Origin of the sequence: Rhodococcus sp. BH4 (assembly GCF_002079265.1) — a bacterium.
GTDB classification, from domain to species: Bacteria; Actinomycetota; Actinomycetes; order Mycobacteriales; family Mycobacteriaceae; genus Rhodococcus_F; species Rhodococcus_F qingshengii.
This window is the reverse complement of the sequence record NZ_CP014941.1, coordinates 4,642,397-4,665,795: the sequence shown is the minus strand read 5'-3', so window position 1 is coordinate 4,665,795 and position 23,399 is coordinate 4,642,397. Positions and strand designations below refer to the sequence as shown.

General features: G+C 63.6%; 26 protein-coding genes. 11 read left to right on the top strand and 15 right to left on the bottom strand.

The features are described 5' to 3' along the window. The first annotated feature begins 5 nt into the window (after positions 1-5). Together purN and purH are read left to right on the top strand one after the other, a co-directional pair. Positions 6-725 carry a phosphoribosylglycinamide formyltransferase gene (gene purN / locus A0W34_RS21360; RefSeq protein WP_081558239.1) on the top strand — a complete coding sequence of 240 codons (720 nt, stop codon included), beginning with the start codon at positions 6-8 and terminating at the stop codon, positions 723-725. Then, positions 718-2,277: a bifunctional phosphoribosylaminoimidazolecarboxamide formyltransferase/IMP cyclohydrolase gene (gene purH, locus A0W34_RS21355; protein ID WP_081558238.1), complete on the top strand. Its 1,560-nt coding sequence runs from the start codon at positions 718-720 to the stop codon at positions 2,275-2,277. Before purN ends, purH begins: the two co-directional genes overlap by 8 nt. A gap of 76 nt (positions 2,278-2,353) precedes the next feature. On the opposite strand, the gene A0W34_RS21350 is transcribed toward purH, so the two are convergent. The 3 genes from A0W34_RS21350 to A0W34_RS21340 all read right to left on the bottom strand — a co-directional run bounded on the left by A0W34_RS21350 (position 2,354) and on the right by A0W34_RS21340 (position 4,595). Continuing rightward, on the bottom strand, positions 2,354-2,575 hold the full coding sequence (locus tag A0W34_RS21350) for a hypothetical protein (protein WP_003946391.1): 222 nt from the start codon (positions 2,573-2,575) through the stop codon (positions 2,354-2,356). Positions 2,576-3,026: 451 nt separating this feature from the next. Further along, the gene (locus A0W34_RS21345; protein WP_081558237.1) at positions 3,027-3,995 is read right to left on the bottom strand and encodes an alpha/beta hydrolase family protein; all 969 of its coding nucleotides are present in this window, start codon (positions 3,993-3,995) and stop codon (positions 3,027-3,029) included. 27 nt (positions 3,996-4,022) lie between these two features. Beyond that, positions 4,023-4,595: a DUF4126 domain-containing protein gene (locus A0W34_RS21340; protein WP_007727593.1), complete on the bottom strand. Its 573-nt coding sequence runs from the start codon at positions 4,593-4,595 to the stop codon at positions 4,023-4,025. An 85-nt stretch (positions 4,596-4,680) separates the two neighbouring features. Here A0W34_RS21340 and A0W34_RS21335 point away from each other — a divergent pair, with 85 nt between their 5' ends. The 3 genes from A0W34_RS21335 to A0W34_RS21325 are packed head-to-tail and all read left to right on the top strand — an operon-like array spanning position 4,681 to position 8,475. After that, positions 4,681-5,097 (top strand): VOC family protein, encoded by a 417-nt coding sequence (locus tag A0W34_RS21335; protein WP_007727590.1) that lies wholly within the window; start codon positions 4,681-4,683, stop codon positions 5,095-5,097. A gap of 54 nt (positions 5,098-5,151) precedes the next feature. Continuing rightward, positions 5,152-6,528 carry an ATP-binding protein gene (locus A0W34_RS21330; RefSeq protein WP_102999408.1) on the top strand — a complete coding sequence of 459 codons (1,377 nt, stop codon included), beginning with the start codon at positions 5,152-5,154 and terminating at the stop codon, positions 6,526-6,528. 9 nt (positions 6,529-6,537) lie between these two features. Beyond that, the gene (locus tag A0W34_RS21325; protein ID WP_063315954.1) at positions 6,538-8,475 is read left to right on the top strand and encodes a VWA domain-containing protein; all 1,938 of its coding nucleotides are present in this window, start codon (positions 6,538-6,540) and stop codon (positions 8,473-8,475) included. A gap of 11 nt (positions 8,476-8,486) precedes the next feature. Here the strand turns inward: A0W34_RS21325 and A0W34_RS21320 are convergent, their stop codons facing one another. Both A0W34_RS21320 and A0W34_RS21315 read right to left on the bottom strand, forming a co-directional pair. Further along, positions 8,487-9,512, bottom strand: a complete 1,026-nt coding sequence (locus tag A0W34_RS21320) for an agmatine deiminase family protein (protein WP_003946422.1) — start codon at positions 9,510-9,512, stop codon at positions 8,487-8,489. Beyond that, positions 9,509-10,456 carry a nitrilase-related carbon-nitrogen hydrolase gene (locus A0W34_RS21315; protein ID WP_081558236.1) on the bottom strand — a complete coding sequence of 316 codons (948 nt, stop codon included), beginning with the start codon at positions 10,454-10,456 and terminating at the stop codon, positions 9,509-9,511. Before A0W34_RS21315 ends, A0W34_RS21320 begins: the two co-directional genes overlap by 4 nt. A 149-nt stretch (positions 10,457-10,605) precedes the next feature. On the opposite strand from A0W34_RS21315, the gene A0W34_RS21310 reads away from it, so the two are divergent. Next, positions 10,606-11,223 (top strand): TetR/AcrR family transcriptional regulator C-terminal domain-containing protein, encoded by a 618-nt coding sequence (locus A0W34_RS21310; protein WP_030536334.1) that lies wholly within the window; start codon positions 10,606-10,608, stop codon positions 11,221-11,223. Here A0W34_RS21310 and A0W34_RS21305 read toward each other — a convergent pair. The 3 genes from A0W34_RS21305 to A0W34_RS21295 all read right to left on the bottom strand — a co-directional run bounded on the left by A0W34_RS21305 (position 11,220) and on the right by A0W34_RS21295 (position 15,163). Further along, the gene (locus tag A0W34_RS21305; RefSeq protein WP_003946397.1) at positions 11,220-12,746 is read right to left on the bottom strand and encodes an APC family permease; all 1,527 of its coding nucleotides are present in this window, start codon (positions 12,744-12,746) and stop codon (positions 11,220-11,222) included. The two genes, A0W34_RS21310 and A0W34_RS21305, sit on opposite strands and share 4 nt — an antisense overlap. Then, positions 12,743-13,642: a universal stress protein gene (locus A0W34_RS21300; protein WP_081558235.1), complete on the bottom strand. Its 900-nt coding sequence runs from the start codon at positions 13,640-13,642 to the stop codon at positions 12,743-12,745. Before A0W34_RS21300 ends, A0W34_RS21305 begins: the two co-directional genes overlap by 4 nt. Before the next feature lie 90 nt (positions 13,643-13,732). After that, positions 13,733-15,163, bottom strand: coding sequence for a gamma-aminobutyraldehyde dehydrogenase (locus A0W34_RS21295; protein WP_003946421.1), 1,431 nt, complete (start codon positions 15,161-15,163; stop codon positions 13,733-13,735). Positions 15,164-15,332: 169 nt separating this feature from the next. On the opposite strand from A0W34_RS21295, the gene A0W34_RS21290 reads away from it, so the two are divergent. Continuing rightward, positions 15,333-16,850, top strand: coding sequence for a PucR family transcriptional regulator (locus tag A0W34_RS21290; protein ID WP_081558234.1), 1,518 nt, complete (start codon positions 15,333-15,335; stop codon positions 16,848-16,850). A 36-nt stretch (positions 16,851-16,886) separates the two neighbouring features. On the opposite strand, the gene A0W34_RS21285 is transcribed toward A0W34_RS21290, so the two are convergent. The 7 genes from A0W34_RS21285 to rpmB form a co-directional block, all read right to left on the bottom strand. Further along, positions 16,887-18,248, bottom strand: coding sequence for a flavin monoamine oxidase family protein (locus A0W34_RS21285; protein ID WP_050656887.1), 1,362 nt, complete (start codon positions 18,246-18,248; stop codon positions 16,887-16,889). A 152-nt stretch (positions 18,249-18,400) separates the two neighbouring features. Further along, complete coding sequence (locus tag A0W34_RS21280; protein ID WP_007727550.1) at positions 18,401-18,865, bottom strand: hypothetical protein; 465 nt, start codon at positions 18,863-18,865, stop codon at positions 18,401-18,403. A gap of 19 nt (positions 18,866-18,884) precedes the next feature. Beyond that, positions 18,885-19,823, bottom strand: a complete 939-nt coding sequence (locus A0W34_RS21275) for an AEC family transporter (RefSeq protein ID WP_003946401.1) — start codon at positions 19,821-19,823, stop codon at positions 18,885-18,887. Between the two features lie 130 nt (positions 19,824-19,953). Continuing rightward, positions 19,954-20,211, bottom strand: a complete 258-nt coding sequence (gene rpsR, locus A0W34_RS21270; RefSeq protein ID WP_003946414.1) for a 30S ribosomal protein S18 — start codon at positions 20,209-20,211, stop codon at positions 19,954-19,956. Between the two features lie 9 nt (positions 20,212-20,220). Beyond that, on the bottom strand, positions 20,221-20,526 hold the full coding sequence (rpsN, locus tag A0W34_RS21265; RefSeq protein ID WP_003946379.1) for a 30S ribosomal protein S14: 306 nt from the start codon (positions 20,524-20,526) through the stop codon (positions 20,221-20,223). 2 nt (positions 20,527-20,528) lie between these two features. Next, positions 20,529-20,693, bottom strand: a complete 165-nt coding sequence (gene rpmG, locus A0W34_RS21260) for a 50S ribosomal protein L33 (protein ID WP_003946358.1) — start codon at positions 20,691-20,693, stop codon at positions 20,529-20,531. A 4-nt stretch (positions 20,694-20,697) separates the two neighbouring features. Further along, the gene (gene rpmB, locus A0W34_RS21255; RefSeq protein ID WP_003946346.1) at positions 20,698-20,934 is read right to left on the bottom strand and encodes a 50S ribosomal protein L28; all 237 of its coding nucleotides are present in this window, start codon (positions 20,932-20,934) and stop codon (positions 20,698-20,700) included. A 104-nt stretch (positions 20,935-21,038) separates the two neighbouring features. Here rpmB and mrf point away from each other — a divergent pair, with 104 nt between their 5' ends. From mrf to A0W34_RS21235, 4 genes are read left to right on the top strand one after another with little or no spacing between them, the layout of a single operon-like run. Then, complete coding sequence (gene mrf, locus A0W34_RS21250; RefSeq protein WP_003946410.1) at positions 21,039-22,292, top strand: ribosome hibernation factor-recruiting GTPase MRF; 1,254 nt, start codon at positions 21,039-21,041, stop codon at positions 22,290-22,292. Beyond that, entirely contained in the window at positions 22,289-22,543 is a 255-nt protein-coding gene (locus A0W34_RS21245; protein ID WP_003946367.1) for a type B 50S ribosomal protein L31, read from the top strand. Before mrf ends, A0W34_RS21245 begins: the two co-directional genes overlap by 4 nt. Further along, positions 22,543-22,716 carry a 50S ribosomal protein L32 gene (gene rpmF, locus A0W34_RS21240; RefSeq protein ID WP_007727540.1) on the top strand — a complete coding sequence of 58 codons (174 nt, stop codon included), beginning with the start codon at positions 22,543-22,545 and terminating at the stop codon, positions 22,714-22,716. Before A0W34_RS21245 ends, rpmF begins: the two co-directional genes overlap by 1 nt. An 18-nt stretch (positions 22,717-22,734) precedes the next feature. Then, positions 22,735-23,346 carry a trimeric intracellular cation channel family protein gene (locus tag A0W34_RS21235; protein ID WP_003946409.1) on the top strand — a complete coding sequence of 204 codons (612 nt, stop codon included), beginning with the start codon at positions 22,735-22,737 and terminating at the stop codon, positions 23,344-23,346. The last annotated feature ends 53 nt before the right edge of the window (positions 23,347-23,399 follow it).

The window sequence follows — 23,399 nt, the reverse complement described above, 5'->3', positions numbered from 1 at the left end:
CTGTCATGCGGCCGATACTCCGGCCGCATCATCTTCCAGTTCTCAGGAGTAGTGCGCTGACTGCCTCGGCCGACAATCCGCAGCCGACAATGCCCGACAGGGTCCAATTTCGCGACTCGGTCGCGCGGGTAGTCGTACTCGCTTCCGGCGCTGGAACCCTGCTGACTTCGCTGATCGACGCTTCGCATGCCGAGGGATACCCCGCCGAGATCGTTGCCGTGGGTGTAGATCGTGACTGCCTCGCCGCCGAGCACGCTGTGGATTCGAAGATCCCGTCCTTCAAGGTCTCGATCAAGACCTACGAAAATCGTGCCGCCTGGGACGAGGCGCTGACAGCAGCAGTGGCCGAGTACGAACCCGATCTCGTGGTCAGCGCAGGCTTCATGAAAATCCTCGGCCCCAGCTTTCTCGAGCGTTTCGGCGGCCGAATCATCAACACTCATCCCGCGTTGCTGCCTGCCTTTCCCGGCGCGCACGCGGTTCCCGACGCTCTGGCGTACGGCGTGAAGGTCACCGGTTCCACGGTGCATCTCGTCGACGGCGGAGTTGATACCGGGCCGATCTTGGCGCAGGAAGCTGTGCCGGTGCATGACGACGACACCGAGTCTTCGTTGCATGAACGCATCAAAATTGTGGAGCGACGGTTGTTGGCGGACGTCATCGCCGCTGTTGCTACGCGCGGAGTGGTTTCCGATGGACGAAAGGCCGTGATCCCCAGTGAGTGAACGCAAGGCTGTGCGCCGTGCACTTGTCAGCGTCTACGACAAGAGTGGTCTGATCGAGCTGGCCACGGGCCTGCACGAGGCCGGTGTCGAGTTGGTCTCGACCGGTTCGACCGCGTCGAAGATCGCCGACGCCGGAATCCCCGTGACGCCGGTCGAGGCTCTGACCGGATTCCCGGAATGCCTCGAAGGCCGTGTGAAGACGCTGCATCCGCGCGTCCACGCCGGCGTTCTCGCCGATACCCGCAAGCCGGATCACCTCGCTCAGCTCGAGGAACTCGGCATCGCGACCTTCGAATTGGTGGTCGTGAACCTGTACCCCTTCACCGAGACGGTTGCCTCGGGCGCTAGCCCGGACGAGTGTGTCGAGCAGATCGACATCGGCGGCCCGTCGATGGTGCGTGCTGCAGCCAAGAACCATCCGTCGGTTGCCGTCGTGGTCGATCCGGCTCGTTACGCCGACGTCCTGACTGCCGTTGCCGGTGGCGGATTCACCTTGCGTGAGCGCACTGTGCTTGCAGCGCAGGCTTTCCAGCACACTGCGTCGTACGACGTCGCTGTTGCGAGCTGGATGACGAGCACGATCGCCGCTGACGAGGACGGCTCGCTGTTCCCGGCCTGGGTCGGTGCTACCTGGAACCGCAGCGCTGTTCTTCGCTACGGCGAGAACCCGCACCAGGACGCTGCGCTGTACGAAAACCCGGCTGCGCCTGCAGGTTTGGCTCAGGCGGAGCAGTTGCACGGCAAGGAGATGTCGTACAACAACTACACGGACTCCGACGCAGCGTGGCGCGCAGCGTACGACTTCACTGATCCGGCCGTCGCGATCATCAAGCACGCCAACCCGTGTGGCATCGCCATCGGCACCGACATCGCCGACGCCCACCGCAAGGCGCATGCATGCGATCCGGTCAGTGCTTTCGGTGGTGTGATCGCTGCCAACCGCGAGGTCACCGTCGAACTGGCCGAGCAGATCGCCGACATCTTCACCGAGGTCGTCATCGCGCCCTCGTACGAAGACGGAGCTGTCGAGGTTCTGCAGCGTAAGAAGAACATTCGTGTTCTGAAGGCAGCCGCTCCGACCGCTACCGGAATCGAACTGCGTCCGATCTCCGGCGGTACGTTGCTCCAGCAGCGCGACGTCCTGGACGCCGACGGCGACAACCCGGCCAACTGGACCCTCGCCAACGGTGAGGCTGCCGATGCCGAGACTCTCGCTGACCTCGAATTTGCTTGGCGCGCCAGCCGTTCGGTGAAGTCCAACGCGATCCTGCTGGCCTCCGGCGGCGCGTCCGTCGGCGTCGGTATGGGCCAGGTCAACCGCGTCGATGCAGCGCATCTGGCTGTTCAGCGAGCCGGTGACCGCGTCGTAGGTTCGGTTGCAGCTTCGGACGCGTTCTTCCCGTTCCCTGACGGTCTGCAGGTGCTGCTCAATGCCGGCGTCAAGGCTGTTGTGCAGCCGGGTGGTTCGGTTCGCGACAACGAAGTGATTGCCGCAGCCAAGGAAGCCGGTATCACTCTCTATCTGACCGGTGCGCGCCACTTCGCGCACTGACTCCTGCGTCGGTAGCGGGCCTCGACTCCTCAACGGGAGTTCGGGGCCCGTTCTGCATTCAGGCCGCCCGGGTCTTTCAGGCGGCGCTGCTGTGGGTGCCCTGGAGTTCGCGCGGTGAGCCGGTGATGACGACGCGTGAGGCTCCGCGACTGCGGATCTCGCTGATCAATGCGCCGAGGGTAGCTTCGTGGGCCGCATCGGAGTGTGAAAGATCCAGGGTGACGGCGTATCCGGTGAGGTCACCGGGCAGATCGACATACGGCGGCGCGATGGACAGTTGGTTGACTCGAAGTTTCATGTGGTGCTCCTGCGTGTGAAAGGTAAAAGAAAAGGCACCCGAGGCGTTTGCCCTGGGTGCCCGAGAACGAATCCGGTGAAACTGGGGATCATTCTCGGGGTACACCGCGCTTGTTGCCCATGTGCTTGGCCGACATTGCGGCCGAAAAAATGTGCTTGTCTGCGGTGCAGCTGCGCCACGAAGGTACGGATACGACGTGCGGGTGTAGCGACATGATGTCCGGTCCTTTCTGTGTGGCGTTGCTGGTTAATGGATGACCGTACAGCACGGATCGAGGGTTCGCACCAATAAAAAGCGCCGCGAACGTAAACTCCGGGTGACTTCTGTCCCCAGGTTCGCCGGATTGAAAGAGTCTTCATTGCAGGTCAGGCGTAGAAAGCAGAATTCCCTCCGCGATGGCTCACGGAGGGAACTTTCTACCTGAAAAAGAGGACGTTCGGTCTGTACGTGATCAGGAGAACGAACGGACCCACGCTGTGAAGGGCTCCGAGAACTCTGCCGAGTACGGAAGCGGCGCGACGTAGTCGGCCCCGGTGGACTGTTCGTCGCCGATGTCCTTGAGTACGAAGTTGGCGTTGCGCATCCGCACTGAAGTCAGCGCTGTATGTGAGAGCGCGGCGTCGAGTGCCGCGACATCGGCGGGAATGACTTGGATGTCCTTGTCCGAGCAGCTCGTGAGAACGGGCATGCCCGCCGGTAGCGCCGCCACGAGCGCAACCGGGTCCAATGCGTCTTCCTCGGCGAGTGCCTTGGCGTTGGCGTGTACGAGTCCCGCATTCTGCAGCGGCTCGGGCAGGTCATCCGGAACAGTGCCCTCGGATCGCAGCGACTCGACGGCATCGGCGAGCGCGACGCGCAGTTCGTCAGCCAGTTCGACCGGCAACTGACCGGCGCCGACGACCGCATCGAGCTGGCGGTGAATCTGCGTCGTGAGTAGATCGAGAAGCCTGACGCTCAGTGGCTCGAGCAGTGCGAGGGCGCTGACTCTCGTGCTCTCTTTCGCGGTGGCGAGAGCCAGTGCGACTACGGCGCCGTCGCTGTGTCCGACCACGAACAAGCGCTTGGGATCGACACCGGGTTGCCCGGCGAGGTAGTCCAGTCCGTCGGAGGCGGCGTCGACAAAAGTGTTGAAGCCGAGATCGGCGATGTCCTCGATGTCGTAGTCACCGAGGGCAGTTTCGCCACTGCCGAGCTTGTCGTAACGCAGGCTTGAAATCCCTTGTTTTTCAAGAAGATCCGCGATGAACCGCAGAGTTCCGATGTCGCCTTCGAGGAGGGCGCTGTCGCCGTTGCGATCGGTGGGGCCGCTGCCGGCCAGAATCAGCGCGGCCGGGGCAGGGGCGTCGGGTGAGGCGGCCAGGCGAAGACTCCCGTACAGGGTGACGTCGCCGGATTGGAACGAGATCTCGGTGTCGGACATGACGACTTGTCTACCAGGTCGGTGCGGTCAGGCGGTGCGCAGACTCCGGACACGACGCCAGCCACGCCAGCTGAACCACAAGAGCGCGGCGAGCAGGGGAATGATCAGGAGCGGCAAGATCATCGCGATCAAGGAAGTGAAGAAAGTCAGCACATCCTCGATGACGGAAACGACGGGATTTGCCAGCCCACCGGTAGTGGCCGTACTGACCGCGCGAGTGCCGGTCTGCGCGGCGCTGAACGTCAACGCCGTCGGCGCTCCGACGATGATGCCCGCCAACGCGGCCATCGCAGGGTCGAGATGACTGAATGCCGCCCAGGCGGCGATCACTCCGGCAATCGGTCCGGTGACGTTCCCGATCACCGAGAGTGCGTTGTCCACGAACGGAATGAGGTCGGCACCCAGTTCGACCACCGCGGCGATTGCCAACGCGACCAGCGCGCCGGTCGATCCGATCCACCGCATCGACTCGCCGACGGTGATCCCGAACAGTTCGAAGTGGACGGCAGCGCTGAGCATCAGCAGCGGCAGGAAGGTTCGCATTCCGGACGCTGCGGCGAGTCCGAGGCCGAGCATGGCCGGCAACACCCAGGTATCCATGGGTGGAGTTTAGGTCTACTGTGCGCCTTTATTAACCGCCGGCGGTTAATAAAGGCGCACAGCAAAGTCTCGGAAAGGACCTTTCATGGCGACAAACCCGCAGCCGATGTTCTTCCTCAACCTGCCCGTCAAGGACCTCGGCAAGGCCACCACCTTCTACGAGGGCCTCGGATACTCCAAGAACACGCAGTTCTCCGACGAGAATGCGTCGTCGATGGTCATCAGTGACACCATCGTCGTGATGCTGTTGGCCGAGCCCTTCTTCAAGACCTTCACCACCAAGGGCATCGCCGACACCTCGACGTCGACGGAAGCGCTGCTCGGTCTCTCGGCCGAGACCCGTGAGGCCGTCGACGCCCTCGTCGACAAGGCGCTCGCGACCGGCGGTTCCGAAGGAAACGCGACGCAGGATCACGGCTTCATGTACAGCCGCAGCTTCCAGGATCCCGACGGCCACATCTGGGAAATCATCTGGATGAATCCCGAGAACATCGAAGGCTGAGCGACCGAACTTCCTCGGCGAGAGGCGAAACCCCGCAAACACTCGTAGCGTGGAGTGGTGACTGTCGCAAAAACCCTCGGAGAGCTACGCGCCTCCGGACACGTACAGCGAAGTGTCAAGGAAGAACTACGAGAGAATCTTCTCGCCGCGTTGCGGGACGGCCGTGACCCCTGGCCCGGGATAGTCGGGTTCGAGGACACGGTCGCCCCGCAACTCGAGCGGGCGCTGATCGCCGGCCACGACGTGGTTCTGCTCGGCGAACGAGGTCAGGGAAAGACGAGGTTGCTTCGCACCCTCGGGCTCCTGCTCGACGAGTGGACGCCCGTCATCGAAGGCTCGGAACTGGGGGAGCACCCGTACGAGCCGATCACCCCGGCTTCGATACGTCGAGCCAAGGAACTGGGCGACGACCTCCCGATCGCCTGGCGCCACCGCAGCGAGCGGTACTCCGAGAAGTTGGCGACGCCGGATACCTCGGTCGCCGACCTGATCGGCGACGTCGATCCGGTCAAGGTTGCCGAAGGCCGGAGCCTCGGCGATCCGGAGACCATTCACTTCGGCCTCGTGCCTCGCGCGCATCGCGGAATCGTGGCCATCAACGAGCTCCCCGACCTCGCCGAACGCATCCAGGTCTCTTTGCTCAACGTGATGGAAGAGCGGGACATCCAGGTCCGCGGGTACACGCTTCGGCTTCCGTTGGACGTTCTTCTGGTCGCGAGCGCCAACCCCGAGGACTACACCAACCGCGGGCGCATCATCACACCGCTCAAGGACCGCTTCGGCGCAGAAATCCGCACTCACTACCCCGTCGAGTTGGCGGGCGAGATCGCGGTGATCGAGCAGGAGGCGCACCTGGCCGCGGAGGTGCCCGACTACCTTCTCGAAATTCTTGCCAGGTTCACGCGCTTGCTACGCGAATCCACCTCGGTGGACCAGCGATCGGGTGTGTCGGCACGCTTTGCCGTCGCCGGCGCGGAAACCGTCAGTGCCGCCGCGGTACGACGGGCAGCGGTGCTCGGCGAAGCCGATCCTGTTGCACGGCCCGTCGATCTCGAGTCCGTGGTCGAGGTTCTTCGCGGCAAGGTCGAGTTCGAATCCGGTGAAGAGGGACGAGAACTGGAGGTGCTCGAGCACCTGCTGCGTCGCGCGACGGCCGATACGGTTCGGGTACGTCTCGGCGGGATCGACCTGGGGATGCTGGTTGCTGCGGTGGAGATGGGCAACACGATCGTCACCGGTGAATCTGTCACGGCCAAGGCATTTCTCGACGAGCTTCCGGACCTCGAGGTCCTGGACGAAGTAGCCGAACGTCTCGGTGCGCAATCCGACGGCGAGCGTGCCGCCGGTGCCGAACTTGCCCTCGAAGGGCTTTACCTCGCGCGCCGGATCTCCAAAGATCAAGGCCCGGGCGGCCGCTCGGTATATTCGTAAGGGGCAGTGATGATCCACAATCCGCGGTACGGGCCTTACGACGGTGGTCCCGATCCGCTCGCGCCTCCCGTGGATCTGCGCGAGGCCCTGGCAGCAATCGGCGACGACGTGTTGTCGGGCACGTCGCCGCGCCATGCCCTCCGAGAGCTCCTGCGCCGAGGCAACCGGGACATGCGCGGGCTCGACGACCTTGCTGCCCAGGCGAACCGGCGCCGACGTGAGTTGCTACGCCGCAACAATCTCGACGGAACGCTCGACGAGGTTCGTAAGCTTCTCGACAAGGCGGTGCTCGAAGAGCGCAAAGAACTGGCACGTGCTCTCGACGACGACGCACGATTCAACGAAATGCGGATCGAGGAGTTACCGCCGTCGACAGCTCAGGCCGTGCAAGATCTGGCCGACTACAACTGGCGCAGCGAACAGGCTCGCGCGGATTACGAGAAGATTCGTGATCTGCTCGGACGTGAGGTTCTCGATCAACGCTTCTCGGGAATGAAGCAGGCACTCGAGGGCGCCACCGACGAGGATCGTGAGCAGATACGCCAGATGCTGGCTGATCTGAATCAACTGCTCGACGCGCACTCTCGCGGCGTCGACACTGCGGAGCAGTTCGCGGAGTTCATGGACAAGCACGGGCAGTATTTCCCGGACAACCCGCGCAACGTCGAGGAACTTCTGGATTCTTTGGCGCAGCGCGCGGCGGCTGCACAACGATTGCGGAACTCGCTCTCGCAGGAGCAGCGTGACGAGTTGGATGCGTTGGCGCAGCAGGCGTTCGGTGATCCGAGCCTGATGAGTGAGCTGAGTCAACTCGACCAGTTCCTTCAGGCGGCTCGGCCGGGTGAGGACTGGGAAGGTTCGCAACAGTTCCGCGGCGACAACGGAATGGGGTTGGGTGAGGGGACCGGTGCCCTGCAGGACATCGCCGAGCTGGAATCCTTGGCGGATCAACTGTCGCAGCAATACGCGGGCGCGGCGCTCGACGACATCGACCCCGAGCTAGTCGCGCGGCAACTCGGCGACGAAGCCGCCGCTGATGCTCGCACCCTGGCCGATCTCGAAAAGGCTTTGCAGGAACAGGGTTTCTTCGATCGTGCACCGGATGGTCAATGGCGCTTGTCGCCCAAAGCCATGCGACAGCTCGGGCAGACTGCTCTGCGCGATGTCGCCGGGCAACTGTCGTCGCGAACCGGTCAACGCGATACGCGTCGGGCCGGTGCGATGGGTGAACCGACCGGAGCGTCCCGCGAATGGGAATTCGGGGACACGGAACCGTGGGACGTCACGAGAACCATCACCAACGCCGTCCTGCGTGACCCGGGCCGAATGCCGGTGCGGCTGAGCGTCGTCGATGTCGAGGTGGCCGAAACCGAACAGCGCAGTCAGGCCGCGGTTGCTCTCCTGGTGGACACGTCGTTCTCGATGGTGATGGAAGAGCGTTGGGTACCGATGAAGCGCACCGCTCTGGCACTCAATCATCTGGTGAGTACGCGATTTCGCAGCGACGAACTCCAGTTGATCGCCTTCGGACGCCACGCGCATGTGCTGAGCCCGTCGGAGCTCGCTGGTTTGGACGGCGCGTGGGACCAGGGAACCAACCTGCACCACGCACTGTTGTTGGCGGCCAGGCATCTTCGACGCCACTCCAACGCACAGCCGGTGGTACTGATCGTCACCGACGGTGAGCCGACGGCTCATCTCGAAGCGGACGGAGAAGCCAGGTTCGACTACCCGCCGAGTGCGCGAACCCTCGGTTTGACGGTTCGAGCACTCGACGCGGTGGCCAGGCTGGGCGCCAAGGTCACGTTCTTCCGCCTCGGTGAGGATCCAGGTCTGGCCAGGGTGGTCGACCGGATGGCGCACCGTGTGGGTGGACGCGTCATCGCGCCGGACCTGGACGGCCTCGGCGCCGCGGTCGTGAGTGACTACATGCGAGGTCGCCGCTAATTCTGCCGTCGTCAGTCTTGTTCAGCGGGCTGGTGCTGGGTGATGCAGTGGATGCCGCCGCCACGTTCGAACAGCGGTCTGGCGTCGACGGTGACGACGGTGCGCCCGGGGTAGGCGGCCGCAAGGATCCGGGCCGCTTCGGCGTCGGCCGGATCGTCGAAGCTGCAGGCGATCACTCCGCGATTGACCACGAGATGGTTGATGTAGCTGTAGTCGACGAATCCCTCGTCGTCGCGCAGGATCTCGGGCGCAGGTACCCGAATGACCTTCCACGGCCGACCGCCGACGTCCGTCGAGCTTTCGAACAACTCGATGATCGTCTTGCTGACGGCGTAGTCGGGGTGCACCGGATTGCGTTGGTCATGGACGAGTACAACTCCGGGGGAAGAGATGGCAGCGACGATGTCGACGTGTCCGCGCGTTCCGTACGTCTCCTGATCGCGAGTCAATCCGCGGGGAAGCCAGATCACGTGCTTGGCGCCGATGGTGCGGGCGAGTTCGGCCTCGATGTCGGCCTTCGTCAGGTCGGGGTTTCGTCCCGGATCGAGTTGGACGGTGTCGGTGACCAAGACGGTGCCGAGACCGTCGACCGCAATACCGCCGCCCTCGTTGACGATTGGTGAGTCGATCAACTGGGCACCGGATTGTTCGACGACAAATGCGCCGATCTTCGAGTCCTTGTCCCAATGCGCCCAATCCTGTGCACCCCAGCCGTTGAACACCCAGTCGACTCCGCCGAGACGGCCTTCGTCGGACAGGACGAACGTCGGCCCGATGTCGCGCATCCACGCGTCGTTGAGAGGTGCCTCGACGATGTCGACCTTCTCGGACAGGTACTTTCGTGCTTCTTCGACTTCGGCGGGATCGACGACGACGGTGACCGGCTCGAATTCGGCGACGGCGTGGGCGACGGCCGCCCACGTCGAGCGCGCTTCGTGCTGCTCTTCCGCAGTGTCCCCGAGAGAGTATCCGGCGCTCGGGTACGCCATCCAGGTACGTTCGTGCGGCTCACTTTCCGCGGGCATGCGCCAGGTCATCGGTTGGCTCCTGCAGTGTTCACCGGTGCGGTCAGGGCCGAGTAGGTGTCGGGTCGGCGAGTGGCCAGGAACGGGAACAGCGCAAGCCAGTCTTCACGGTGCTGCAGGTCGAGATCTGCGACCAAGACGGCTGATTCGTCGCGCGGAGCCTGAACGAGGATGCGTCCGTACGGGTCCGAGATGAACGACGAACCGTAGAAGGTGATGAGACCTTCACTGCCGTGGCGATTGGGGACAACCATGAAAGTGCCGTTGGCGATACCGTTTCCGACGATCACTTGCTGCCACAGCGGTTGGGTGTCGAAGTTCGGGTGATCGGGTTCCGAGCCGATCGCCGTCGGGTACACCAGGACCTGGGCACCGGCGAGGGAGTATGCACGTGCGACCTCGGGGAACCACTCGTCCCAGCATGTCGGGAGTCCGAACTTGGCGCCGAGTGCCTCGTGAACGGGGTATGCGTCCACGGACGGACCGCCGCGAAAGTACGTGTCCTCGTAGTACCCGGCCGTCACCGGAATGTGGAGCTTGCGGGTACGACCGAGAAGTTCACCCCCGGGCGAGACCAGGATCGCGGTGTTGAAGCCCAGGCCGTCCTCGGCGTCGCTGCGCTCGTACAACGACGCGTGAACGAGAACCTGGTTCTCCGCAGCGGCCTTGGTGGCGAAGGCGAAAGTGGGTCCGGTGAGCAGGTCTTCCGCCGCGCGTCCGGGATTGTCGCCGGCCGGGGTGGAAGCGGGGTAGCGGCTGAGCGTCAGCTCCGGAAGAAAGACCACGGAAGCGCCCAGCTTCGCTGCGGACGCAATGCCTTCGCTCAATTCAGCGTGGAGGTCGTCTTGGTCCTCGTGCCAGCGATGTTGGACGAGACCTACACGCAGAGGGGTGGACGTGGACGGCGAAGTCGCGGCCGGTGACTCGGGTGGGGTGAGGGCGGTGATCGTCAGCATGGGGTTTCCTCGGTGCTCGGGTATTCGACGTTCAACGTAAAACGAATGTGATTCGTTAAGTATGGTGGGTGAGCGCTGATTGATCAAGGACTTTCGAGGAATTGTTTTTTGCAGCGCCCCGAACGGTGTGGATCACTACAGGAGGACATATGCCGCGGCCATCGCAACGACTGCTCTCGCCGGCGATCATCACCGAGGCAGCGATCGAGTCGGTGGACGAATCCGGCGACTTCACCATGCCGGGACTCGCCGCAAGACTGAAGGTTCGACCGTCCTCGCTCTACAACCACGTTTCCGGACGAGCCGAGATCGTCGAACTGATGAGGGCGCAGTTGATGGCAGGAATCGACGTCGAGTCGGCCTCGGGGACCTGGAGTGAGACCGTCGCGGCGCTGGCAGCCGAGTACCGGCGAAGCTACGCCGCGCATCCTCGTCTGATTCCGCTCTTCACGGCCCAGACGGTGCAGGCCGGTGTGGCGTTCACCCTCTACAACGCATTGGCGCAGGCATTTGCCGATGGTGGCTTCGACCCGACCGAAACACTGCACGCGATCACGACCGTCGACAGTTTTGTTCTCGGTTCGGCCCTGGACCTGGCGGCGCCGGACGTCCAGTGGGCGTCGGGACCCGAAGCCAACGACGCGATGAAGGCGGCGTTGGCAACGTCCGGGAAAAATCCCGAACGTGCCGACGCCGCCTTCGAATTCGGCTTGCGCGTGTTGATGGCGGGCCTGATCGCGCAGGCCCCCGAATCTACTGTCTCCTAGGACACGCTGAGGTCGTTCTCGTCGCGCAGAGCCTCCGTGTCGCGATTGAGGGTCTTGCCCTCGAAGAACTCGGGATTGCGCACTCGCATGACCATCATCAGGACCGCGCCGAGGATGAGGATTCCGAACCCGAGGAAGAAGACCAGGCCGATTCCGCCGATGGATGCTCCGCTGGCATTGTCCGGATTCATACTCTCCTGGACCGAAATGACGAACACCGCAAGCAGCATGAGGCCACCGATGAGTGGGAACGCGAGCCGAAAGACGAAGTTTCGTACGCTCTCGAAAAGCGTCTTGCGGAAGTACCACACGCACGCGAATGCGGTGATGCCGTAATACCAGCAGATCATGATGCCGAGTGCGGCGATCGTATCGAGCAGAGCACTTTCGGACAGGAACGTGACGACGCTGTAGAACACTGCGGTTACCGCGCCTGCCACGACGGTCGCGTACGACGGCACCAGGAACCGAGGCGAGACCTCGGCGAGCTTCTTGGGGAAAGCTCCGTATGCACCCATGGCGAGCATGGTTCGTGCCGCGGGCAGGAACGTGGTCTGCAGGCTGGCGACTGAAGAGACGAAGACCGCGAGGAACAGAAGCATTCCGCCCCAGTTGCCCAGTACCGGGTCGGCCAGAGCGCCGAAGACGTTCTCGGAGTTGTCGGGATTGCCGAGGCCGAGGCCTTCCTCGCCGACGCCGGCGTACATCATCGCGGCAACGGCGACCAGCAGGTAGGTCAGGAGAATGGTTGCGACACAGAGCAAACCGGCGCGGCCGGGGGTCTTCTTGGGGTTCTTCGACTCCTCGCCCAGCGTGAGACAGGTATCCCAGCCCCAGAACGCGAAGATCGATCCGGTGAGTCCGATGACAAACGCACCGATGGCGAGTCCGCTGAACGGGTTGAACCAACTCAGGTCGAAGGACAATCCGGCCGGGGCGTCGCCGGCGCCAACGTGAACCAGTGCAACGACGGCGAAGACGACCAGCAGCACCATCTGGAAGCCGACGAGTGCGAACTGCACGCGCTCGCTGGTAGTGATTCCCCGACTCGCTATCCACGTGGCCAGGGCGATGAAGACGAGTGTGGTGCCGACATTGACAAATTTGTTGCCCGGCAGATCGGCGATGGAGGGATTGTCGGCCACCCGCGCGATGAACAGATAGAAGAAGTCGACGGCAATTGCAGCGAGGTTCGAGAGCACGATGATGGTGGCGATCACCATGCCCCAGCCGCACATCCAGCCGACGTACGGTCCGAATGCCTTGGTGGACCACGTGAATGACGCTCCGCAGTCAGGAGTGTCGGAGTTCAGTTCGCGGTACGCGTACGCGGTGAGGAACATCGGGATGAAGCCGGCGATGAAGATGGCGGGCATCTTGAGACCGACCGCAGCGACGATCAATCCGATGCTGGCCGTCAGGGTGTAACCCGGTGCCACGGAGGAGATTCCGAGCACCGCGCCGGAGATCATGCCGATCTTGCCGGTGGCGAGGCCTTTGGAACTCAGTTCGGTGCTGGTCATGACAGTGCCTCCGGCTGGGTGAATTCGTGCTTGGGCACTACGACCATGGGTACGGGCAGTACGCGCAGCATCTTGGCGGCGGTCGAGCCCAGGAACAGTTTGCGGGGCTGCGCGAGACGGCTGGAACCGACCATCACGAGATCGCCGTCCTGCCAGTCCAGTTGACGCACTGCGGATTCCACTGTTGAACCGTCGGCAATGATGACCTCGATGGGGAACTCCGCGGGGAGCGCGGCTCTTGCGACGTCGAGTGTGTCCTGAGCGTGATTTCGTGCACGCTCCCTGGCCGACTCGGCGGTGTCGCGATGATCGCGCAGATCGTTCTGGGGGTCGAGCGCTACCAGTGAGACCAGTCGGAGCGGAACCTGCATCAGTTCGCTGGCGCGCACGGCGGTGTTCAAGACGATGTCGGCGCCGACGCGGGTGCCGAGTGCACAGGTGACCTCTCGTATCACAGTGGCCGCCGAGTGCCGCGTTCCGCGAGGCGCCAGCGCTACCGGGACATGGGCGGAGTGAAGCAGTTCGGTCGAGACCGAACCTATCGCGTGACGGCCGAGCAGACCGTCGCCGGAAGCTCCCACCACGATCGCGAGCGCATTCAGTCGGTCCACTTCGTCGAGCAGGCCCTGAGCGAACGACTCGTGGAAGCTCAGGTGTACTTCCACCTGGATGTCCTCGGGCACCGACGCTTTCGCTTCGGAGAGCCAGTCGTGTGCACGCGCGGCGAGGATGTCGTCGTAGCCGGCTTCCGAGGGAACCTTGGCCGGCAGTGTCCGATCCGGTGGGAGGACCATGCAGATGTCGAGTTGCGCGCCGAGACTGCGCGCGAGCTGGGCCCCGAGGACCAGCCCGTCTTTACCGCTGGGTGTGGCGAGGTATCCGACGATAAGGCGCATGGTGGCTCTTTTCCGGATTGGAGGAATCTGCTGTGCGCCTTTATTAACCGCGGGGGGTTGATAAAGGCGCACAGCAGGAGGGGCGGCGACTCAGTCGTGCGAACTCATGACGTGCTTGAGACGGGTGTAGTCCTCGACTCCGTAGGCCGAGAGATCCTTGCCGTAACCGGAATACTTGAAGCCGCCGTGCGGCATTTCGGCGACGAGCGGGATGTGGCAGTTGATCCACACCGCACCGAAGTCGAGAGCAGCGGAGACGCGTTGCGTGACACCGTGATCCTTGGTCCAGATGCTCGAGGCCAGGCCGAACCGAACGTCGTTGGCAAGCGTGATCGCCTCCTTCTCGTCGGAGAAGCTCTGGACTGTGAGGATAGGACCGAAAGTCTCTTCCTGCACGATGTCGTCCGATTGCGCGACGCCGGTGATGACGGTCGGCTCGAAGAAGAATCCGGTTTCGCCCGAACGCTTTCCGCCGGTAACGATCTTGGCCGACGCCGGCAGGTTCGCGATCTTGTCGCTCACGGCGTTGAAGTGATTGATGTTGTTGAGCGGGCCGTAGAAGGCATCAGGATCGGAAGGCGCTCCGGGGCGCAGCTTCTCGGCGTTCCGGACGAGGGCTTCGACGAGCTGATCGTGGATGGACTCGTGAACGATCACGCGAGTGGCCGCGGTGCAATCCTGGCCGCCGTTGAAGAACGCTGCCTCGGCGATGCCGGTGGCGGTCTTCTCGATGTCGACGTCGCCGAAGACGATCGCCGGCGCTTTGCCGCCCAGTTCGAGGTGCGCGCGCTTGAGTTGCTGTGCTGCGGACACGGCGACAGCGATGCCCGCCCGCACCGAACCGGTGATCGAGACGAGACCGAGGGCCGGGTTCTCCACCAACGTCGCTCCGGTTCCGCCGTTGCCGAGCACGACGTTGAACACGCCGTCCGGCAGGATGCCCTTCGAGAGCTTCGCCAGGACCAGCGTGCTGCCCGGTGTGGTGTCGCTGGGCTTGAGGACGATCGTGTTGCCGGCCGCGAGGGCGGGCCCGATCTTCCACAGCGCCATCATGAACGGGTAGTTCCATGGAGTGACCTGACCGACGACGCCGATCGGCTCACGACGGACGTAGGAGGTGAAACCCTCCATGTACTCTCCGGCCGCCTTGCCTTCGAGAAGTCGTGCGGCTCCGGCGAAGAACCGCATCTGATCGGCTCCGACCTTGACCTCTTCGTCGGCGATCATCTGGTGAGCCTGGCCGGTGTTGGCGCTTTCGGCTGCGACGATTTCGTCGCTGTGCGCTTCGATGGCGTCGGCGAGCTTGAGGAGTGCAGCCTGCCGCACGCTCGGCGTCGTCTTGCCCCAGGTCTCGAATGCTCTCTGTGCGGCTTCGACGGCGGCGTCGACGTCTTCCTTCGTGGAGACCGGCGTACGACCGACCACACTCTCGTCCACGGGGTTGATCAGGTCGAGTGTTTCCGTCGCGGCTGAGGCGACGAATTCACCGTTGATGTAGTTCTCGAGTACGACGATCGACATCGGTACCGGTTCCTCTCGAGGTCGAACGAGTTCCGGCCGAGGTGATCAGCACGGAACTCGCACTTTGTGGGGCGTGTGTGAGCAAGTGTGCGCTGACTCACAAGTAAAGGCAGCTGCCAAAAAGGTGAAATCTTTGATCGCCGACGCGCCGAGTTGTACAGTCCAGCCCATGACGATCGCTGTGCGGTGGATGTTGGCGCAGCCGGACCTCGCGCTGGAACTCAAAGGCGGCGCCCAGGGCGTCGGTCGCGAAATCACATTTGCGCACGCCACGGAGCTGCTCGACCCTTTCCGGTGGTTGACCGGCGGCGAATTCATCCTCACCACCGGCATCCGATTGCCGTCCACTCAGCAAAAGCGCGGCCGCTATCTCCGAATGCTCGACGCGGCAGGTGTGGCGGCGGTGGGATTCGGAACCGGGCTCTCGTACCCCGAGGTCCCGGCCGATCTGGTGGCCGTCGCCGACGAGATCGGACTCCCGCTGATCGAGGTGCCGCTGCCGACGCCTTTTGCTGCCGTCGTCAAGCGTGTGATGAGCCGGTTGGCAGAGCAGGAATATGAAGCTGTCCTCCGGGCGTCGCGGGCGCAACCGCGAATGACGCGTGCCGTCATTTCCGGCGGAACTGCCGCAACCGTGCGTGAACTGGCGATCGCGACTTCGGCGACGGTGCTTCTTCTCGACGTCGCCGGAAGAGTTCTCGAGAGCTCACCTCAACTGCCGACGGACGACGTGATCGACGAACTGCGAGCAACTCTCGGGGGCGGTGCCTCCAGTAGCGTGACGCTCGCAAGGTCTGGAGCGTCGATCGCGGTGCAGCAGATCAGCGTCGGGCGAACGCCGTACGGATACCTGGCGGTGATCAGTGCTTCGGCGCTCAGCTACGTCGATCAGATACTGCTCGGTCACGCGAACTCGTTGTTGGCGTTGGACTTCGAGAAACCTGCGCGCCTGCGTGCTACTCAGGATCAGTTGAATTCGCACGCCCTCGGGCTGCTGCTCACCGAGGATCGCGACCCGGCGCCGGCGTGGCAACAGATCAGGCATGCCGCCGACGGCGAGGGAATGATCCGAGGATTGACAGTTCTTGCCGACACGTCCGACGTAGCGGGACGCGTCGGAGCCGAGATTGCCGAGTTCATGAACAAGGCGGGGCGGCAGTTGTTCTCGCGGATCAACGACACTCGCGTCACGGTGCTGCTGCGTGGAACCGACGACGTCGAGTTCGCCCGAGAGCTGCTCGGCGGGGTATCGAGGTCGGATCTTCGCGCGCTTCGTGTCGGCTTGAGCGCGCGACGGGTGGTCGCTGCGCTGGCGGTCGCCGTCGAACAGTCCCAGCTGTGTGCGTCGGCGGCGGAAATCGGTGGCGAACCTTTGGAATTCGCGGCGCTGACCGGAAGTGTGCTGCTGTCTTTCGATTCGACGCGTGAAGTGCTCAACACGCTGGCGGAAACGATGATCACACCGATCGAGGACTACGACCGTGACAACGGCACCGAACTGCTGGCGTCGTTGCGGGCATTTCTCGAGGCCAACGGACACTGGGAAGCGGCCGCCATCACGATGGGCGTTCACCGGCACACACTGCGGAGCCGAATGGCGAAGGTGGAGAGCCTGATCGACTGTCGGCTGGAAGTGGCCAGGGTTCGGGCCGAACTACTGCTCTCGATCATTGCCCGGCAATCGTGACTGCCGGGCAATGATCGAGACTTGGCAAAGCGGCCGTCAGGCCTTGCTGCGAGCGATGATGTCGGCTGCGGTTCGCTGACCCATCCGAACGGCACCGTCGACGTGCTGGTACCCCTCGGCCGCAATGTCGGAGCACGAGAAGTGAATCGGGCCGACGGGCGTGCGGGAATCCGCGCCGTAGCGGTGCAGGCCTCCGAGGTCGAAGCTCGCTGCGTACGCACCGCGGGTCCATTCCTCCGAGCCCCAGTCGGATTCGTAGTACACAACCGGCTCTTCGGCCTTCGGGCCGAGATAGCGGGCAAGTGAGGCCAGAATCGTGGCCTTACGCTCCTCGACGGAAAGCTCGAACATCGCGTCGGCCTTCTCGTCGGAGACGAAAGCGACCAGGGTGCCGCGATCGTCCTCGTGGTTGGTGTTGTCGTACACCTCCTGCACTACCTCGGACGCGCCGAAGCCGGTGCCGGAGAGGCCGTCTTCGCGCCAGAAAGGCGTCTCGTACACCGCGTGAACCTTGATGACGAGGCCGAGGGACTGGTGCTGGTGCATCTGGTGCTGACGACGCGGCAGCGGGGGATCGTACGAGATCCGGGAGTAGAGGTTGGGCGGTACGGCCAGGATCACTCGGCTTGCCTCGACGCGAACATCGCCGTCCGCCAACACCGTTGCACCGGATTCGTTCCACTGCACCGTACGCACGGGTGCGTTGAGGAAGACGTCGTCGCCGAGGGCCTCTGCCATGCGGATCGATACCTGCTGCATTCCGCCGATCACTCGCTTGTCGAGGATGAAGTCCTCGTCGACGAGATGGGAGAACGAGCCTGCGGAAGCGGCCATGAGTACGGCCTGCAGGGCAGAGAACGAGTGGGCGGGCTTGGTGAGCATGCCACCGGCGATGAAGAGACCGATGTTGTCACGTGCCTCGGCGTCGTCGGACTGATTGATCAGCCACTGCTTGAAGGAGACTGTGTCGAGATCGCGGGCGAGGGGATGTGCCCACGGTTCCTCGGCGCCGATCTGTGCTGCGAGATCGTCCATCTCGTCGATGAGACGGTCCATCTCCTTCTTCGTGGTGTCGTTCGTGGGGAAGGAATCACCCGTGTACTGCGTCCGCTCACCTGCCGACGAGATGTAGACGGACTCGCCCTCGCGGTAGCGCTCGAAAGTTTTCAGGCCGAGTTCGTCGAGCAAGGAGATCAGCGCGGTCTGGTCGGGGGAGACCCACTGGCCGCCGATTTCCAGAACTGCTCCGTCGATGGTGTCGGTCCACGTGCGGCCGCCGACGCGGTCGCGCGCTTCGATTACAGCGACGGTCAAACCGGCCTTGCGCAGCGCGGTTGCAGCTGCCAGGCCAGAGGGGCCGGCGCCGACGATTGCAACGTCTCTCTGGAGAGTAGGCACTTGCGAGCTCCTTCATGTTGAGCACCGCTCGAGTCGAAAGATGCCGACGAGCGAGTGAACGGGTGTCGGTTTTCAGTCTGTCCCGAGGAGACGCACACCACACCTGACGAAACGGCGTGTTCGATCGGTGATCTTGTGCCGTTTAGGCGCGGCTAGCCGTTGATGACGTGGCGATCGCCGAGCGGTCGGCTCAGCGGAACGTCCAGGCTGCCGAACACGGCAACCAAGATGCACATCTTGTCCGCGGCCTCCGGCAATGCTCCGGTTCGGAGCGTGACGATCACCGTCGTATCAGTCTCTTCGACGGTTGCGTACGCGCCGTAGCACTCCGGAGTACCGGTCACGAAGTGGACTGCCACCGTGTGATCGTCGACCTCGGACCACGATTCGAACATGGTGGCCGTCGCACCCACGATGTCGGTGCGGCTGTCGAACTCCGTGCCCATCTCGCTGTCGTCGACCTCGTCGGGAACGGGGGTTCCGAGCGACCAGTCGGCGGGACTTGCTTCGTTGGCCGCCATCGGATTCGGTGCGGCAACCGGCCCCGTGGTCTGGGCCCCGACGGAGCATCCGGCCACAGCAAGGCAGGCCAGAACGGCGAGGGTTAGTACACGCATGAATCCACCGTAACCCTGCTCAAGCGAGTAGCGCTGTGACCAGCGCAATTGCGGGAATTGACGCCAAAGTGGTGACAAAGGCACTGTCTCGGGCGAGGACCATTCCGCGCCGATAGCGGCTTGCATAGATGAAGACGTTCTGCGCCGTCGGCAACGTCGAGACGACCACGATGGCGAACAACTGATGACCGTCGATGCCGAGGAGGAAATGCGCCATCAGATAGGCCAGCACAGGTTGGACCACGATCTTGAGCGTCGATGCCAGCGCGACGTCGCGGCGTGGACTCGAGCCCTTCTCCAGCACCCGCACGCCGTAGAGCGAGAGCCCGAATGCCAACAGCGCACCGGGTACGGACGTCGCGCCGATCAATTCGAAAGGCTGCATCAGCGGCCGGGGCGGTACCCAACCGATCAACGCGACGATCAACCCCGCAGCGCCCGCGAGCACGATCGGATTCTTGAACGGGGCGGTGACGGTGTCGATCAACGAGAGCTTCTCGGCATCCGCGCCGCGAAGGGCCGTCAGATCGAGGATCGTCAAGGCGATCGGGGAGTACACGACGATCTGAAAGAGCAGGAGCGGCGCGACGAACGTGGCATCGCCGAGCACGAACACCGCGATCGGGATTCCGAGGTTGGCCGAATTCACGTACGAAGCCGACAGCGCGCCGATGGTCAGTTCGGGTAGCGGCCGGTTGAGCCAGATCTTTGCGACGACGACGTACAGAGCGCCGACGGCAAAGGCAGTAGCCGACGCAACGGCGAGCGTCGGCGAGAAGATCACCGAAAGATCGGACGACGCGAGGGTGGTGAACAGCAGGGCAGGCGTCGCGACGAAGAAGACGAGTCGACCGAGAACGAACTGTCCTTGGCTACCGAGGGTGCCGAGACGGCCGAGGAGATACCCGACCGCGATGACAACAAAAATTACGGTGAAACCCGCAACAACTCCCGACACGCTGCGGGCACCTCTCGACTGGAATGAACGACTTCGGGAAAATCTTAGTCAGGGCAACAAAAAGGCCGCGCAGTCGAGTGACTGCGCGACCTCTTCGGTACTTCTACGTGTGACTACCGAGCACGTATGACTACCGGGCGGCGGTGAAGGGGAGCAACGCCATTTCGCGTGCGTTCTTCACTGCAACGGCGACCTGACGCTGCTGCTGCGGGGTCAGGCCCGTGACGCGACGGCTGCGGATCTTGCCGCGGTCCGAGATGAACGTGCGAAGCAAGTTGATGTCCTTGTAATCGACATGCGTGATCTTCGCTGCGAACAACGGGTTCTTCTTGGGCTTACGACCCTCTACGGGGCGTGGCTTCTTCGACGGTGAACGCTTGACTGCCATCCGACTTCCTTACCAGCTCGACTTGTGTACGCCAGGCAGTTCCCCACGGTGCGCCATTTCTCGCACGCGAATCCGGGAGAGCCCGAACTTCCGCAGGTGGCCGCGCGGACGTCCATCCGCAGCGTCTCGATTGCGCAATCGTACCGGACTGGCGTCGCGTGGTAGACGTTGCAGGGTCGCTTGGGCCTTCGCGCGCTCCTCTGCCGAGCTTTTCGGGGAGCGGATCGTCTCCTTGAGAGCGGACCGCTGCTCCGCGTACCGCTCGACGACGACCCGTCGCTGGTTGTTCTTCGCGATCTTCGACTTCTTGGCCATGCCTACTTCTCTTCTCGGAAATCGACGTGCTTTCGCAGCACCGGGTCGTACTTCTTCAGTACGAGTCGATCGGGGTCGTTACGACGGTTCTTGCGGGTCACGTACGTGTACCCGGTGCCCGCGGTGGACTTGAGTTTCACGATCGGGCGGATCTCGTTGCGTGCCATCTGCTCAGACCTTCTCGCCGCGCGCGCGGATCCGGGCGACGACGGATTCGATGCCGTCGCGGTCGATCGTCTTGATGCCCTTGGTCGAGAGCGTGAGTGTGATGCGACGCCCCTCGCTGGGCAGGAGGTAGGTCTTGCGCTGGATGTTCGGGTTCCAGCGACGGTTCGAACGCTTGTGAGAGTGCGAGACGGATTTTCCGAACCCCGGCACACGTCCGGTCACTTGGCAGTGAGCCGACATGGGTGTTCCTTTCAACTTGCAGATGACAATCATTTTCGACAATGCGGTGAGATCAATGTACCGTTCAACCTCGGTAATGACAATCATTCCCAGAAAGGCCCGCTGTGAACACGATCTTGGACGGCAGGACTCCGCTGGTCCTGGTCGCCGGCATGAGCGAATCCACCCCACACACCGCACGAGCGTTGCTGCGAACCGGAACTGTTCTGGTCCACCACGACCTGAGCCACGTCCGTGAAGGGGTGGTCCGGCGGACGGTCACCTCGATGACCGGGAGTGCCGGGTCTGCCGGCACTGTGTCCGAGCGCGAGACGATCCTCGAGCTCGCGCACGGCTGCGTCTCCTGCACCCTGCGCGAAGACTTGCTGCCGCTCCTGCGCCGGCTTCACTCGCACAGTTCGGTGCAGCGGATCGTGTTGCTGTTGGACCGGCAACTCGAGCCCGAGGCGCTGTGCTGGGCGATCGAGCACGTCGTCGTAACCGGCGTCGTCGGCCAACTGGACGGACCGGCGCAGCGGGACGTCCGCGTCGACGCCGTCGTGACGTGCATCGACGCGGCGACCTGGCTGGCAGACGCCACCGGCGACGAAGCTCTCGACGACGACCGCACCCTGGCTCAGGTCGTCGTCGGGCAGGTCGACTTCGCCGACGCGCTCGTCCTACGCGGGTCCGATGCGCTCGACGGCTGGCAGCGGTCCCGCTTGAACGCGGTTCTCGCGCGCATCGCTCCACGGGTACCCGTCTTCGATGAGGGAGACGACATCGAGGCACTGCTCCTCGAGGTGCCTGCGGATGCGCGACGCGGTGAACTGGCCGACGCTCACTCACCGCTGTTGCGTCGCCAGCCGCCGCTCGACGACGACGGCGGAGTGATGCTCGTCGAGTTCACCGCGAACCGGCCGTTCCACCCCGGTCGTCTGCACGAGGCGATCGACGTCCTGCTCGAAGGCGTCGTGTACTCCCGAGGGCGAGTCTGGGTGGCAACCCAACCGGGTGAAGCGCTCTGGCTCGAATCGGCGGGCGGTGGCCTGCGAGTTGCCAGCGCGGACACCTGGCTTGCCGCGATGACGCCGGAGGAACGAGACCGCGTTCCAGCTGAACGCCGTGCACTCGCGGCTCTGAAATGGGACGAGCGTTTCGGTGATCGCGACACCTCGATGGTCGTTCTCACATGCGGTGCGAACCCGCTCGAGATCGACCGAACACTGCAGCACGCCTTGGTCACCGACGACGAATTGGCGGACGAAGCGTCGTGGGCAACGTGGGAAGACCCGTTCGGCGAGTTTCACGAAGACCCGTGTGACGAATCCGAATCACCTTATGCCGAAACCGAATCAACGCGAGAGGGAAACGAATGAAGAAGCAGATGCACCCCGACTACCACCCGGTGGTCTTCCAGGACGCCAGCACCGGCAAGAGCTTCCTGACCCGATCGACCGTGACGAGTGAGCGCACCGTCGAATGGGAAGACGGTGGCACGTACCCGCTGCTGGTCGTCGACGTCACGAGCGACTCTCACCCGTTCTGGACCGGAGCGCAACGTGTGATGGACACCGCCGGACGCGTCGAGAAGTTCGAGCGGCGCTACGGAAAGCGCAAGGCACTCTGATGGCCGTTCCCAAGCGGAAGATGTCCCGTTCCAACACGCGCAGCCGTCGTGCCCAGTGGAAGGCGACGGCGCCCGATCTGGTCGAGGTCACAGCCTTCGGCCAGACCCACCGAGTCCCTCGGCGACTGGTCAAAGCAGTTCGACTCGGGGTGATCGACCCGAGCCGCATCTGACCGTGCGATCCTTGGCCGGTGCTGCTGAGGATCCTCGAACTGGTGGGCATCGTGGCGTTCGCGGCCTCGGGTGCCCTGGTGGGCGTCACCAAGCGACTCGACATCTTCGGGGTGTGCTCGGTGGGTGTGTTCACCGGCATCGGCGGCGGTATCGTCCGCGACGTTCTCCTCGGCGTCCATCCGCCCAGCTCGCTGAGCAGTTGGCCGTACTTCGGAACGGCCGCCGCCACCTCACTCGCCGTGTTCTACCTCCACGAGCCGCTCAATCGACTGCGTCGTGAAATCCTGGCGCTCGACGCACTGGGGATGGGCTTGTTCGCGAGCACCGGCGCCGTCATCGCGCTGGACAACAACGCCAGTTCGCTGGCGGCGACGTTGATCGGTGCGACCGCGGCGATCGGCGGCGGCGTGATCCGCGACGTTCTCGTCAACGAGGTGCCACTGCTCCTGCACAAGGACCTGTACGCGGTTCCCGCACTGCTCGGCGCTGCGTTGGTGGTCACAGTCTCGCAAGCCGGACTGTCCACCAACGCCGCGCTGGTGTGCGGCACAGCGTTCGCCGCGGTGTTCAGACTGCTTGCGTTATGGCGTCATTGGAGCCTGCCCGGGCCGAGGCGAACCCGGGACTGACCGCGACACGCCGGAGGCCGGAATCGGACCCTCTCAGCCGCATCTCAGCACTT

Excerpts from the sequence above, each read along its gene's own strand:
- purN (WP_081558239.1), top strand. The coding sequence starts at position 6 with ATGCGGCCGATACTCCGGCCGCATCATCTTCCAGTTCTCAGGAGTAGT.
- A0W34_RS21350 (WP_003946391.1), bottom strand. The coding sequence starts at position 2,575 with ATGAAACTTCGAGTCAACCAACTGTCCATCGCGCCGCCGTATGTCGAT.
- A0W34_RS21345 (WP_081558237.1), bottom strand. The coding sequence starts at position 3,995 with ATGTCCGACACCGAGATCTCGTTCCAATCCGGCGACGTCACCCTGTAC.
- A0W34_RS21340 (WP_007727593.1), bottom strand. The coding sequence starts at position 4,595 with ATGGATACCTGGGTGTTGCCGGCCATGCTCGGCCTCGGACTCGCCGCA.
- A0W34_RS21335 (WP_007727590.1), top strand. The coding sequence starts at position 4,681 with ATGGCGACAAACCCGCAGCCGATGTTCTTCCTCAACCTGCCCGTCAAG.
- A0W34_RS21325 (WP_063315954.1), top strand. The coding sequence starts at position 6,538 with ATGATCCACAATCCGCGGTACGGGCCTTACGACGGTGGTCCCGATCCG.
- A0W34_RS21320 (WP_003946422.1), bottom strand. The coding sequence starts at position 9,512 with ATGACCTGGCGCATGCCCGCGGAAAGTGAGCCGCACGAACGTACCTGG.
- A0W34_RS21315 (WP_081558236.1), bottom strand. The coding sequence starts at position 10,456 with ATGCTGACGATCACCGCCCTCACCCCACCCGAGTCACCGGCCGCGACT.
- A0W34_RS21310 (WP_030536334.1), top strand. The coding sequence starts at position 10,606 with ATGCCGCGGCCATCGCAACGACTGCTCTCGCCGGCGATCATCACCGAG.
- A0W34_RS21305 (WP_003946397.1), bottom strand. The coding sequence starts at position 12,746 with ATGACCAGCACCGAACTGAGTTCCAAAGGCCTCGCCACCGGCAAGATC.
- A0W34_RS21300 (WP_081558235.1), bottom strand. The coding sequence starts at position 13,642 with ATGCGCCTTATCGTCGGATACCTCGCCACACCCAGCGGTAAAGACGGG.
- A0W34_RS21295 (WP_003946421.1), bottom strand. The coding sequence starts at position 15,163 with ATGTCGATCGTCGTACTCGAGAACTACATCAACGGTGAATTCGTCGCC.
- A0W34_RS21290 (WP_081558234.1), top strand. The coding sequence starts at position 15,333 with ATGACGATCGCTGTGCGGTGGATGTTGGCGCAGCCGGACCTCGCGCTG.
- A0W34_RS21280 (WP_007727550.1), bottom strand. The coding sequence starts at position 18,865 with ATGCGTGTACTAACCCTCGCCGTTCTGGCCTGCCTTGCTGTGGCCGGA.
- rpsR (WP_003946414.1), bottom strand. The coding sequence starts at position 20,211 with ATGGCAGTCAAGCGTTCACCGTCGAAGAAGCCACGCCCCGTAGAGGGT.
- rpsN (WP_003946379.1), bottom strand. The coding sequence starts at position 20,526 with ATGGCCAAGAAGTCGAAGATCGCGAAGAACAACCAGCGACGGGTCGTC.
- rpmG (WP_003946358.1), bottom strand. The coding sequence starts at position 20,693 with ATGGCACGCAACGAGATCCGCCCGATCGTGAAACTCAAGTCCACCGCG.
- rpmB (WP_003946346.1), bottom strand. The coding sequence starts at position 20,934 with ATGTCGGCTCACTGCCAAGTGACCGGACGTGTGCCGGGGTTCGGAAAA.
- A0W34_RS21245 (WP_003946367.1), top strand. The coding sequence starts at position 22,289 with ATGAAGAAGCAGATGCACCCCGACTACCACCCGGTGGTCTTCCAGGAC.
- rpmF (WP_007727540.1), top strand. The coding sequence starts at position 22,543 with ATGGCCGTTCCCAAGCGGAAGATGTCCCGTTCCAACACGCGCAGCCGT.